At 63.5% G+C, this 12395-nt stretch carries 9 protein-coding genes and 1 pseudogene; 7 read left to right on the top strand and 3 right to left on the bottom strand.

Annotated features, from left to right (window positions below):
* Positions 1 to 309 precede the first annotated feature (309 nt).
* Complete coding sequence (locus tag AACH55_RS01330) at positions 310 to 2583, bottom strand: adenylate/guanylate cyclase domain-containing protein (protein WP_338717600.1); 2274 nt, start codon at positions 2581 to 2583, stop codon at positions 310 to 312.
* Positions 2584 to 2740: 157 nt separating this feature from the next.
* Here AACH55_RS01330 and AACH55_RS01325 point away from each other — a divergent pair.
* A pseudogene (locus AACH55_RS01325) lies at positions 2741 to 3573 on the top strand (aldo/keto reductase).
* A 164-nt stretch (positions 3574 to 3737) separates the two neighbouring features.
* On the opposite strand, the gene AACH55_RS01320 reads toward AACH55_RS01325, so the two are convergent.
* Both AACH55_RS01320 and AACH55_RS01315 read right to left on the bottom strand, forming a co-directional pair.
* Positions 3738 to 4994, bottom strand: coding sequence for an Hsp70 family protein (locus AACH55_RS01320; protein WP_338717599.1), 1257 nt, complete (start codon positions 4992 to 4994; stop codon positions 3738 to 3740).
* Positions 4995 to 5288: 294 nt separating this feature from the next.
* Positions 5289 to 5645 (bottom strand): helix-turn-helix domain-containing protein, encoded by a 357-nt coding sequence (locus AACH55_RS01315; protein ID WP_338717598.1) that lies wholly within the window; start codon positions 5643 to 5645, stop codon positions 5289 to 5291.
* A 277-nt stretch (positions 5646 to 5922) separates the two neighbouring features.
* Here AACH55_RS01315 and AACH55_RS01310 point away from each other — a divergent pair, with 277 nt between their 5' ends.
* The 6 genes from AACH55_RS01310 to AACH55_RS01285 all read left to right on the top strand — a co-directional run bounded on the left by AACH55_RS01310 (position 5923) and on the right by AACH55_RS01285 (position 12301).
* Positions 5923 to 6501, top strand: coding sequence for a hypothetical protein (locus tag AACH55_RS01310; RefSeq protein ID WP_338717597.1), 579 nt, complete (start codon positions 5923 to 5925; stop codon positions 6499 to 6501).
* 191 nt (positions 6502 to 6692) lie between these two features.
* Positions 6693 to 7100 carry a biopolymer transporter ExbD gene (locus AACH55_RS01305; protein WP_338717596.1) on the top strand — a complete coding sequence of 136 codons (408 nt, stop codon included), beginning with the start codon at positions 6693 to 6695 and terminating at the stop codon, positions 7098 to 7100.
* Positions 7100 to 7819 (top strand): TonB family protein, encoded by a 720-nt coding sequence (locus tag AACH55_RS01300; protein WP_338717595.1) that lies wholly within the window; start codon positions 7100 to 7102, stop codon positions 7817 to 7819. Before AACH55_RS01305 ends, AACH55_RS01300 begins: the two co-directional genes overlap by 1 nt.
* Before the next feature lie 61 nt (positions 7820 to 7880).
* Positions 7881 to 10313, top strand: a complete 2433-nt coding sequence (locus tag AACH55_RS01295) for a TonB-dependent receptor (RefSeq protein WP_338717594.1) — start codon at positions 7881 to 7883, stop codon at positions 10311 to 10313.
* Positions 10314 to 10375: 62 nt separating this feature from the next.
* Entirely contained in the window at positions 10376 to 11020 is a 645-nt protein-coding gene (locus AACH55_RS01290) for a MotA/TolQ/ExbB proton channel family protein (protein WP_338717593.1), read from the top strand.
* A gap of 30 nt (positions 11021 to 11050) precedes the next feature.
* On the top strand, positions 11051 to 12301 hold the full coding sequence (locus tag AACH55_RS01285) for a phospholipase D-like domain-containing protein (RefSeq protein WP_338717592.1): 1251 nt from the start codon (positions 11051 to 11053) through the stop codon (positions 12299 to 12301).
* The last annotated feature ends 94 nt before the right edge of the window (positions 12302 to 12395 follow it).

Raw genomic sequence — 12395 nt, 5'->3', positions numbered from 1 at the left:
CATCGCTGCCGTTGGCGCCACCGCCTTGCCAGGCGGCATCGCATTTGATGCCCGCAAAGTATACTGACTAGACCTGTCCTAGTCGACAACTATCGTCCAAAAACCGCGCCTGGCGGGCGTTTGCGGACGATTGCACAGCGCTTTTTTTGCCGTACGGAAATAATTTATACCATCAGCCTGCAAACAATTTCAGTCAAGACCACACCACACGAACGTTTGTGCCGACGGTCAGGTGCAAGCTCAGCAAAATCGATTGCCCGAGGGAAATGAATGCAAGCAGGCAAGTCCCCGCTCAGGTCCGTGCGCCCCTCACTTGGTCTCGAACGTGGTCACGCCATCCCAGTCGGCAGGCGGCGGTGTCTGGCGGTAATGCGCGATGCGTTCCAGATAGAGCACGTAGAGCCCGCGTGCATGGCGGGACTGCAGGTGCCCGATGGCGGCTTGTGCCTCATCCCAGCGTTGCGCGCGCACCAGGGCCAGCGCCGTGTGCCATTGCTCGACTTCGGCGCGCAATGCGGCATCGAGTTCGTTCTCGATGGCCAGCGGTTCGAAGATCGGCACCGGTTCGTTCTTGCCCTTCACGCGCACCCGGTCCAGCTCGCGATAGGCGAACTGCGGCGCAGCCTGGCGCGTGGCATCGCCCACCAGCACGCCCACGCCATAGACCTTGGTGATCGATTCCAGGCGCGAAGACAGATTGACCGCATCCCCCATCACCGTATACGCCTTGCGAATGCGCGAACCCATGTCGCCCACGCGCATCTGGCCGCTGTTGAGGCCGATGCCGATCTTCAGCGGCGGCCAGTTGCGACGCGCGAATTCCTCGTTCAGATGCACCGTGGTCTGCTGCATCTTCAGGGCCGTCGCCACTGCCCGCGCGGCATGGTCGGGCACATCCAGCGGCGCGCCCCAGAAGGCCATCACGGCGTCGCCGATGTATTTGTCCAGCGTGCCGCGATTGCCCCGGATGTCTTCCGACATGGCCGTCAGGTAGGCGTTGATGTATTCGCGCAGTTCGTTAGGCTGGAGGCTTTCCGAGATGCTGGTGAAACCGCGCACGTCGGAGAACATCACGGTCAGTTCGCGGATCTCGCCTTCCATGTTGTAGCTGGCCGGATTGGCCGCCATCTCGGCCACCAGTTCCGGCGCCACGTATTCGCCGAACAGGTTGACGATGGCCTTGCGATTGCGATATTCGAACAGATAGCCCCAGGCCAGGTTGCTGATGAACAGCAACAGCACCAGCAGCAAGGCCGTGGCCAGGGGCAACACCATGCCCGCGCTGTCATAGAGCCAGAAGTTGAGTCCGCCCAATGCCGCCGCGCTGCCCAGCGCAAGCAGCACCGAGGCCAGCGGCCCCAGCATCGGCAGCAGCAGGCCCAGCAGCAGGCCGGCCAGTGCCACCTGCATGCCGTCGTAGCCGGTCGCATAATCCGGCCGCGTCTTGAAGTCGTCGTCGATGATGGAGGCGATCAGGTTGGCGTGGATCTCCACCCCCGGATAGACCGGGTTCACGGGCGTAGCCCGCAGGTCGTTCAAGCCCGGCACGGTGGTGCCCACCAGCATGATGCGGCCATCGAGCTTTTCGTGTGGATAGGTGCCACGGATCACGTCCACCGCCGGTACGTAGCGATAGGCCCCACCCTGCGGACCACCGGAGCCCCGGTAGGTGACCAGCGTGGTCAGCTTGCGCTCCACCGGGATGATCAGCGGCTGCGGACGCGCCTCCACCGCGATGGCGGCCAGGGCGTCATAGTTGTCCTGTTGCCGGCCCAGGAGTCCGTCAGCACTGGTCAGGAAGACCGGCTTGATACGCTTGCCACCGACCGCCACGCGGGCCGTGGCCAGGGCCAGTGATTCATAGAATTGGTCGCCATGACGCACCAGCAACGGCACGCTGCGGATGAGCCCATCGTCATCAGGGACCGGATTGAAGAAGCCGCCCGCGCGCGCCGCCGCTTGCAGTTGCGGCAGGTTGGCGCCATAGGCGCGCCAGCGGATCGCCTCGACGGCGCGGCCGCCCAGGTCCGCCACGGCGAAGGCAGCGGGCGGCAACTGTCCCTTGACCACGGCACCGGCTTCATTGGAAAAGGCATAGCCCATCACCACCGGCTGGCCGCGCAGGGCGTCTGCCAGGCGCGCATCGTAATCCATCTCGGGCTTGAGCAGGCGCAATTGCCGGGCCAGTTGCGGTACGTCCTTGAGCGGCCCGCGCGCCAGGTCTTCCAGGCGGCCATAACCGGAGCTGGTATCGGGCTCGGCGAATACCACGTCGAAGCCGACCGACTGCGCCTGATAAGTGCGGGTCATCTGCTCGACCAGCCTGGCCACCACATCGCGGCTCCAGGGCCAGCGGCCCAGTTCGGCGATGCTGCGCTCGTCGATGTCGACGATGACGATGCGCGGGTCCAGCGCCGGCTTGGTCACGCGCATGCGCAAGTCGTAGAAGAACAGGTCCAGGCGCTCGACCAGACGATTGGGCAACACGTCGTAGACCACCGCTTCGGCCAGGCCGATCAGCAACAGTGCCAGCAACCAGCGCGCCCAGTAATTGGCGAAGGCGGTACGCAAACGACGCAGCATGAACTTTTCCCCGATGAGCTTTTTGTTTTGAGTGGCTGCGATCATGCCAGTTGTTGCGGGCCCCGCCAACGTTTCCCGGTGGCATCATCAGGGTGCGGTGAACCGATGCGCAAAATGGGTTCTAATGGTTTCCCCACCACCCATGAAGGAAGCCCGCATGAAGCCGATTCCCCTGCTCACCCTGCGCAATGGCGCGCATGTCCCGGCCCTGGGCCAGGGCACCTGGAACATGGGCGACTCTGCGGCGGCCGCCGGCGCCGAGGTGCGTGCCCTGCAGGTCGGCATCGACTTGGGCATGACCCTGATCGATACCGCAGAGATGTACGCCGACGGGCAATCAGAACGCATCGTCGGCCAGGCCGGCGCGAACAGGTGTATCTGGTCAGCAAGGTGCTGCCGCACAACGCCAGCGAACGCGGCACCATCGCCGCCTGCGAGGCCAGCCTCAAGCGCCTGGGGACCGATCATCTCGACCTCTACCTGCTGCACTGGCGCGGCCCGCATCCGCTCTCGGCCACCATCGCGGGCATGCAGACGCTGATGGCGCAAGGCAAGATCAGGGGATGGGGCGTGAGCAATCTCGATACCGATGACATCGATGAATTGATGCAAGAGCCCGGTGGCGATCAGTACCTGTGCAACCAGGTGCTCTACAACCTCTCGCGCCGGGGCATCGAACATGACCTGCTGCCGCAGGCGGTAGAAAACGGGGTGGCCGTGATGGCCTATTCGCCCATCGAACAGGGACGCATCCTGAAGCACCCCGCTATCAAGGCGGTGGCGCAACGCCACGGCGTGACACCGGCCCAGGTGGCGCTGGCCTGGGTATTGCGACGGCCAGGTGTGATCGCCATTCCCAAGGCCGCTGATACGGCCCATGTGCAGGCCAATCGTGCCTGCCTGGAACTGCAACTGAACGAGAACGACCTCAAGGAACTGGATGCGGCCTTCCCGCCGCCACGGCGCAAGCAGCCGCTGGCGATGCTGTGAGTGGCCCGTAACGGGCAGCGCGGCGCCCCCAAAATTCGGTGGAAAGCTTCACGCTGCTGCAGGGCCGGTTCTGCGATGCCGCTCAGCACGGGCGCTCCGATGTGCCGGCCTGCATTCTGTTTCACCTCGCCGCAAACCAGCGTCAGTCGGGCTTCCTACGGGCCTCAGCCGAACTTGCGCGCCGCGTCGATCGCCAGCCCGCTGCCGATGCTGCCGAACAGGTCACCCTCCACATGCCTGGCCTGGGGAGCCAGCGCACCGATGCGTTCGCGCAGCAGGCGCACACCGCTGGAGCCGCCGGTAAAGAACACGCTGTCGATGTCGTCGGCGCGCAGACCCGCCTGCTGCAACAGCGCCAGCACGGTCTGCTCGACCGATTGCACCAGGTGATCCACCGCAGCGTCGAAGTCGCTGCGCAGTAGCGGCAATTGCTCGGGCTGACGCAGGCGGTCCAGGTCCAGCAGGGTCTGGTCGGCCGAGGACAATGCGATCTTGCCGGCCTCCACCTGCAGCGCCAGCCAGTGGCCGCAACGCTGCTCGACCACATCCAGCAGTCGCGCAAAACGTTCGCGGTCGGCCACTTCGCGGGCCACGTCCTGCAATTGCTGCCAGGCCTTGCGGGTGTAGAGCTGGTTGATGGTGTGCCAGGTCGCCAGGTTGAAGTAATAGCTCGACGGGATCTCGGCATTGCCGCGCAGACGGCCACCCAGGCCCAGCAGCGGCATCACGCAGGCCAGACTGAAATACTTGTCGAAGTCGGTACCGCCGATATGCACGCCGCCATTGGCCAGGATATCGTCGCGCCGCTCGCTGCGGGCCGCACGCTGGGGCGACAGACGCACCAGCGAGAAGTCGGAGGTACCACCGCCGATGTCGACGATGAGGACCAGTTCTTCCTTGTCGATGCGCGATTCATAATCGAAGGCGGCGGCAATCGGTTCGAACTGGAAGGCGATGTCCTTGAAGCCGACGTCGCGCGCGATTTCTTCCAGCGTGTCCTGGGCCAGCTGGTCGGCCGCCGCATCCTCGTCGACGAAGTGCACCGGACGTCCCAGCACCACCTTGGAGAAAGAGGTACCGGCCGCCCGTTCGGCGCGCTGCTTCAGTTCGCCGATGAACTGCGAGAGCAGGCCGCGATAGGGTAGCGCGCGGCCACCCACTTCGGTCTGACCATCGATGGCGCCAGAACCCAACAAGCTCTTCAGGGAGCGCATCAGGCGTCCTTCGTAGCCGGCCAGGTATTCACCCAGCCCGGCGCGGCCGTAGCTGAAGCTGTTTTCATCGGCATTGAAGAACACGACCGAGGGCAGCGTGGCGCGGCCGTCTTCCAGTGGCAGCAGCAGGGAATCCCCGGCCTGCGGGCGCTGCCAGCCAACCGTGGAATTGGAGGTGCCGAAATCCACACCGCACGCGTTCGCCATCGATCACTCCTTCTTTTTTCGGCCGGCAATCATATAGAAAAGCACCGGGCTTGTCTGCACGGCGTCATGGCGGCGTTTGAAGCAAACAACATGCCGCACCCGATGCATTGCCGGCCCGGCAATGGCAGGATGACAAGCAAAGACAGTGGAAGAAGACGGGGCGCAGGGCTGCGGCCGGCCAACATCAGCCACCGCAAGAAGGAGCAGAGAAAAGGGGAAAGCCGGCGCTGCAAAGCCGTGCCGCGCAGCGGGCCGGTGTTTTCGGACGATGACAGCCGGGCGCGGCAGGCGCGCTTACTTGTCGCGCGTGGCCTGGAGCAGGCACTTGGAGAGCTTGTCGAAATGCAGCCAGGCGGCCTGGCTCAGTTCGACCTGTTTGCGGCGCGGGTCTTCGGTATCGGCCAGTACGATCCAGCCCTTCTCGCGCATGGACTTCAGCCGCGCATGCAGCATGGCCGGCGAACCGAATTCGCTTTGCGCCATCAGGTCGCGCACCGACAGCCGTTGCTGCTCCTGACCGGCACGGGCGATGAAGGCCAGGATCCGGTCTTCGAGCGGATCCAGTGTGGGCAGTGCAGGCAATCCCCGGAGTGCTTCAGCCAGTTGCAGAAATCGCAGGTAGATATCTGCCGGCCGCTTGTTTTTACCCATATGGCGATGGTGTTGGTTGTTGTCATGCAAAACGGGAACGTGCTGGCAGCGTAACTGGTCTGCAAACTATCGTTCCAGAATTGATAGCGAATCATACGCCGGGCCAGCCCGGGAGTGCAATCCTTAAGGCATTGACGGGCGCAAAACACCGGCCACAGCCGTTTGCGCGCCCCGTTTGCGAGGCTGGCACGCCACACCGTTGAAAATTGTTGAGATGCGCCTGCCCTGCTTAATGGGTAACATACGCGCCGTTCCGCATGTCCCAGCCCGCCCCGCCATGCAAGCCCCATCAGAATCACGAACCTCGCTGCGCACCCATCTGGCCGCCATTGCCGGCACGGCACTGTGCTATTTCCTGTTCTATTCCATCAATGAATGGCTGTTCCGGCGCACCCAGTTTACCGAGGGTATCGCCTGGATCTACCTGCCGGCCGGGGTGCGCCTGATCTGCACCCTGCTCTTTGCCGAGGCCGGCTGCGTGGGCCTGCTGATCGGCTCGCTGGCCACCTCCGCTACCTATGCGCTGTTTCCGCAGGACCCCATCGCCGTGGCGGGCTACTGCCTGATTTCGGCCGGCGCGCCCTACCTGGCCTACCGGCTCACGCTCTCGGGCATGGAGCTGGGACGCAACCTGGACAATCTCAACACCACCCGGCTGATGGCCTGCATCCTGCTCTATGCGCTCTCCAACCCGCTGTTCCAGCTGATCTGGTTCGTCATGCGCGGGGTCTATCCGGATTTCTGGAGCGGCCTGATCGTCATGTCCATCGGCGACCTCTCGGGCTCCCTGATCGTGGTCTATCTCTGCAAGCTGCTGCTGTCGCTGCTGCCGCGCCTGCCCCTGCCACGTCCCTGAACCTGACAGCGGCGCCTGTCGCCGGCAGGCGTCGGGGTGAGTTCACGGGCCAGTGAGGCAACAATTTCTTCACGACTCTTCACTCAATCCAACATGGTGTAATACGCACGACACATTTCCTCGCTACGCTGCGCATCGCTATAAAAACTATAGCGCTACAAATCGTATAACGAAGCTTCGAGGAGTGTGGCATGCGCAGTTGGGACGAACCCAAAAAACGGAAGGCCCGCGTCGAGATCATCCCGATGATCGACGTGATGATGTTCCTGCTGGTCTTCTTCGTGCTGATCAGCCTGAACGTGATTCCGGCCCTGGGCCTGAAGACCCGGCTGCCCAGCTCGTCCACCGCCCAGGACCTGAAACCGCAGACCAAGGCCATCATCACCATCGCCAAGGATGACGTGATCCAGGTCGATGGCGAGAACACCACGCTGGACGCGCTCACCGCACGCCTGGACAAGCTGCGCAAGGAAGGCGAAAAACTCAACCTCATCATCAACAGCGACCGCGGCGTGGAAGTACAGCGCCTGGTCGACGTGATGGATACGCTCAAGAAGGGCGGTTTCGATTCCATCTCGATTGCCACCCGCAAGCCGTGATGATGAACGTCCCGCTCTTTTTCCGTTTCCGCGAACCGCTGGCCACCTTGCCCTCGCTGGTGGTGCTGGCGGTGCTGATCCTGGCCGGCGTGCAGAAGGCCACCGAGCTGAAGCGCAAGGAAGACCCGCAGCCGGTGCAGATCGCGCTGATGGAACTACCGCCTCCGCCACCACCGCAACCCAAGCCGCAGGTCGAGCCCACGCCCAAGCCGGTGGAACCACCCAGGAAACAGGAAGCGCCCAGGCCGGTCGCCAAACCGGCTCCGGCCAAACAGGCCCCGGCACCGGTGGAACCGGCCACGCCGTCCTCGGAAGCGCCCGTCCTGCCGGCCGCCAGACCGCAGGCCAGCGCCCCGGCTGCGCCCCCGGTGCAGGCTGCGCCCGTCGCCCCGCCGGCACCGCCGCCGGTCAATACCGCCAACATCGAGCAGACCTACGTGGGCCAGTTGCGCGCGCATCTCAACAGCATCAAGCGCTATCCGACCGGACGCGAGGCCAGCACGCTGCGTCCGCAGGGCAAGGTGCGCGTGTGGTTCGTCCTCAAGCGCGATGGCAGCGTGGTCGACAGCGGCATCGAGAGTTCTTCCAATTCCATGCTGCTCGATGACGCCGCCCGCAAGACCATCAACCGCGCCAGCTTCGCGCCCTTCCCGGAAGACAGCTACAAGGGCGAAAGCACGCACCGGTTTACCGCCGATCTGGAATTCATTCCCGCCTGAGGCCGGCAGCCCAGGCGCAACGATTTCAACACGCAGTTCAACAAACCCAGGGGAACATGACATGCAATGCAAACTCACCCGGCTGTCCTTGCTGATATCCGGGCTCTTCATGGCAGGCGCACCGGCCTTCGCCCAGACCACCGATGTGGGTACCGTGACCGTACAAGGTGGCGGCAGCGCCAGCGCGGGCACAGCAGCGGCCACCGGTCTGATCCAGGCCGAGGATTCGCCCAAGGCGCGCAGTTCGGTCAACCGTGACTACATCGAGAAGCAATCGCCCACCGGCACGCCCTACCAGATGATCAACCTGCTGCCGGGCGTGAACACCTACGACAACGACGGCACCGGCCTGTTCGGCGGCAACATCCGCGTGCGCGGCTTCAACAGCGACCAGCTCGGCTTCACCATCAACGGCGCACCGGTCAACGACTCCGGCAACTTCGCGGTCTATCCGCAGGAGTACACCGAGCCGGACAACCTGTGCAACGTCTTCGTGACCCAGGGTTCGACCGATACCGAAGCCCCGCACGTGGGCGCCACCGGCGGCAACATCGGCATGACCTTCTGCGCCCCGGAAGACCAGCAGCGCATCCGCGTGACCAATGCCTTCGGTTCCAACAGCCTGTGGAAGCGTTATGTGCGCTTCGACTCGGGCAAGCTGTTCGATGACAAGTTCAAGTTCTTCATTTCGTACTCCAAGACCACGGCCGACAAGTTCAAGGGTCCGGGCGGCGCCATCAAGGATCACGTCGACATCGGCACCAACTTCAACCTCGGCCAGGGCAGCTTCATCAATGCCAACCTGCTCTACAACCGTCAGCTCAACAACAACTACCGCTCGCTGACCAAGGCCCAGATCGCCCAGCTGGGCAAGAACGCCGACTTCGGCAGCACCATCCCGCAGCACCAGCCGGCCGTGGCGGGGACCGCGCAGAACGACACCACCTATGCGCCCAACGTGGCGGCCAACATCGCCAACAACGCCTACTACGCCTACAACCTCAATCCCTTCGAGAACTGGCTGGCTACCGTCAACGCCCACTTCCAGCTCAGTCCGACCTCCAGCATCGATGTCGATCCCTACTTCTGGTATGGCTTCGGCACCGGCGGCAACCAGTTGCAGACCGTGCGTGAAGGCGGCGTTTCCGGTGCCAGCCAGCTCGGTGGCGGCGCCGCCGACATCAACGGCGACGGCGACCGTCTCGATACCGTCTATGCCTACGAAGGCAGCCGCACCCGCACCTACCGTCCGGGCGTCACCTTCAAGTTCAACCAGCAGCTGGACAACCACAGCATCCTGGCCGGCTACTGGGTCGAACGCGCGCGCCACCAGCAGACCGGCCCCTTCAGCCGCGTGGACAACAACGGCAACATCGCCGACCTGTGGCAGGACAATTCCGACCTGTGGCTGCGCAATGCCGATGGCTCCATCCTGCAGTACCGCGACACCATGACCATCAGCACGGCCCAGTCGATCTTCCTGCAAGACAGCATCAGTCTGATGAACGACAAGCTCAACGTGCAAGTCGGCGGCCGTTATTCTTCCATCGACCGCGACTTCACCAACAACCCGAGCACCGGTTCCACCAGCGGCACCAACAGCTATTCCAGCGCCGGCTTCTACAAGGTCAAGAAGAACTACGCCGACTTCCTGCCCAGCCTGGGCGTGCGTTTCCAACTGGATGAAAAGCAGTCGGTGTTCTTCAACGCCGCCAAGAACTTCAAGGCACCGGGCAACTTCTCCTACTTCGGCCTGCTCTCGGGCGGTACCATCGTCAACGGCCAGCTGGTCGGCGCCACCCAGCGCGAAGTGCCGGTGGACAAGGAAACCTCCTGGAACTACGACCTCGGCTATCGCTACAACAGCGAGAAGTGGATGGCCTCCGGTTCGCTGTTCTACATCGATTATCACAACCGTATCGCCAGCGCCTACAACCCGGATACCAACAACAAGACCGACTACAACGTCGGCGACTCCACCTCGCACGGTCTGGAGCTGGAAACCGGTTACGCCTTCAACCGCAACCTGTCGGTGTATGGCTCGCTGTCCTACATCAAGAGCAAGATGAAGCAGGATCTGCGCAACGGTTCCACGCAGTACCTGCCGACCTCGGGCAAGGAATTCCCGGATACGCCGAACTGGCTGTCGGGCCTGTCGCTGCAGTATCAACAGGATGGCTGGTACGTGTTCGGTCAGGCCAAGTACACCGGCTCGCGCTACACCACGCTGGTCAACGACGATACGCTGGGTGGCTACACCGTGTTCAACGCCGGCGCCGGCATGACCTTCGCGTCCAGCACCTGGCTCAAGAAGCCGACCGTGCGTCTGAACCTGTACAACCTGTTCGACAAGCAGTACCTGAACCTCAACGGCGGCAGCGGCAGCCAGTTCACCACCAATGCCGTGGCGGTCAACGGCATCGCCGGCACCGCGCCTTCGCTCTACATCGGTGCCCCGCGCACCTTCACCGTTACCGTGACCGCGGATTTCTGATCGCGGCCTGAACCGGGGCGGCCTGCAGCAAGGGCCGCCCCACCACTGCAAGAGAGGCAAGCATGAACATGCAATTACTCCACGAACTGGCTTTCTACCTGATGTATGCCTGCGCTGCGCTGGCCATCTTCGTCATCGTCGAACGCGGCCTGTTCTTCGGCTACACCATGCGCCAGGCCACCGGTCTGGAGCGCGCCATGACCCACGCGGTCCAGCACCTGCAGGAGCTGCCGGCCGGGCTGACCACCCGCCCCAGCCTGCCGCTGGCGCTGGTGTCGGACATCCTGGCCGAGAAGCACCACCTGCATACCGAGAAGGATCTGGAAGACTTCAGCGAATCGGTCTATATCGCCAAGCGCGGCGAAGTGCAGCAGCGTCTGTGGATCCTCGATACCATCGTCACGGCTGCGCCCCTGCTGGGCCTGTTGGGCACCATCCTCGGCATCATCGATACCTTCAAGGCGCTGGCCGTGCAGGGCGTGTCCGATCCGGGCCAGGTATCGCAGGGCATCGGTACGGCCCTGTATGCAACGGCACTGGGCATCGGCATTGCGGTGGTCGGCATGTTCTTCTTCAACCTGTTCCAGGAACGCATCGAACGCATCAACGATCACCTGAAGGTACTGATGCTGCGCGCCTGCGTGGGCCGTGTGAACCAGCAGCCCAACCACCCGCTGCAGCCGCAGAGCAAGCTGCACGTTGCCTGAACGATTTGTGTCCCTTCCTCTGCCACGACCATGAAATCCGCTTCCCGCCGTCTCCTCATCCGCCTTGCCGCAGCCTTCGCGGCTGTGCTCCCGCTGGCCGGTCCGGTCCACGCCGAATTCGCCATTCCCGGCTTCGAGCTGGTCCACACGGTGCCGCGCGAGACCACGCTGGCCACGCCCGACCTGCGCGATGCGGCGCTGGTGTGGAAGGAGATGTTCGATGCGGCGCAGCGGGAGATCGTGTTCGGCCAGTTCTACGTGGCCGGGCAGGATGGCGAGGCGCTGGATGACATCATGGCGCATCTGGAAGCGGCTGGCCGGCGCGGCGTGAAGATCCGCTTCCTGATGGAAAAGAAGGGAGAATTCGCCTCAGTCCCGGCCACCATCGAGAAGCTCAGGCGCATTCCCAACCTGGAATTTCGCCAGATCGATTATTCCCGCATGACCGGCAACGGCATCATCCATGCGAAGTATTTCGTGGTCGATGGGCGCAGCGCCTATGTGGGCAGCCAGAACTTCGACTGGCGCTCGTTCTCGCACATCCACGAAACCGGGCTGAAGATCACCGACCCGACCGTGGCCGCGCAGGTCCAAGCCATCTTCGAGATCGACTGGGCCGCGCAAGCCGCCATCGCCGCCGGGCAGCCACCGGCCGTGACCAATCACGGCGTGGTGCCGGCCGAGGTGGCGCGCGGCAACTACCTGGTGGCCAGCCCGAATGCCTTCAACCCGCCCGGCGTGGGCGACTCGCAAAGCGAACTGGTGCGTCTGATCGGGCAGGCGCAGCAAGAGGTGCGGGTGCAGTTGCTGGACTATGCGCCGCTGTCCTACGGACCCAACCACACCCGGCCCTACTACGCCGTGATCGACGATGCCCTGCGCGCGGCGGCCACGCGCGGCGTGAAGATCAAGCTGATGGTGTCGAACTGGAATACCGAAGCCCCGGCCATCCGCTACCTGCAAAGCCTGGCGCTGCTGCCCAATGTGGAGATCCGCATCGTCACGCTGCCGCAGGCGTCCGGCGGCTTCATCCCCTTTGCGCGGGTGATCCACACCAAGGCCATGAGCATCGATGGCCAGGTGGCCTGGATCGGCACCAGCAACTGGGCCGGCGGTTATCTGGACAATTCGCGTAATCTGGAAGTGGTGCTGCACGACGCCGCCATGGCGCAGCGCGTGGCGGCCTTGCACGAACAGACTTGGAGTTCGGTGTATGCGCAGCCCATCGACGTGCTGAAGGTGTATCCCAAGCCGGCCAAGGGCAAGCCCGCATCGGAATAATTCGATGCCGGAGCGGTACTTGCAGCCGCCTTGCTGCACATCCGGCCGGTTTTTCTGCTGTTGGTCTACACTGACGAAATGTAGCGTTGTTTCG

Origin of the sequence: Herbaspirillum sp. DW155 (assembly GCF_037076565.1) — a bacterium.
Taxonomy (GTDB): domain Bacteria; phylum Pseudomonadota; class Gammaproteobacteria; order Burkholderiales; family Burkholderiaceae_D; genus Herbaspirillum.
The sequence above is the reverse complement of the archived record's forward strand: the minus strand, read 5'-3'. Positions and strand labels throughout refer to the sequence as shown.

Bases quoted from the DNA above. Each gene is read 5' to 3' on its own strand.
- AACH55_RS01330 (WP_338717600.1), bottom strand. From the start codon at position 2,583: ATGCTGCGTCGTTTGCGTACCGCCTTCGCCAATTACTGGGCGCGCTGG.
- AACH55_RS01320 (WP_338717599.1), bottom strand. From the start codon at position 4,994: ATGGCGAACGCGTGCGGTGTGGATTTCGGCACCTCCAATTCCACGGTT.
- AACH55_RS01315 (WP_338717598.1), bottom strand. From the start codon at position 5,645: ATGGGTAAAAACAAGCGGCCGGCAGATATCTACCTGCGATTTCTGCAA.
- AACH55_RS01310 (WP_338717597.1), top strand. From the start codon at position 5,923: ATGCAAGCCCCATCAGAATCACGAACCTCGCTGCGCACCCATCTGGCC.
- AACH55_RS01305 (WP_338717596.1), top strand. From the start codon at position 6,693: ATGCGCAGTTGGGACGAACCCAAAAAACGGAAGGCCCGCGTCGAGATC.
- AACH55_RS01300 (WP_338717595.1), top strand. From the start codon at position 7,100: ATGATGAACGTCCCGCTCTTTTTCCGTTTCCGCGAACCGCTGGCCACC.
- AACH55_RS01295 (WP_338717594.1), top strand. From the start codon at position 7,881: ATGCAATGCAAACTCACCCGGCTGTCCTTGCTGATATCCGGGCTCTTC.
- AACH55_RS01290 (WP_338717593.1), top strand. From the start codon at position 10,376: ATGAACATGCAATTACTCCACGAACTGGCTTTCTACCTGATGTATGCC.
- AACH55_RS01285 (WP_338717592.1), top strand. From the start codon at position 11,051: ATGAAATCCGCTTCCCGCCGTCTCCTCATCCGCCTTGCCGCAGCCTTC.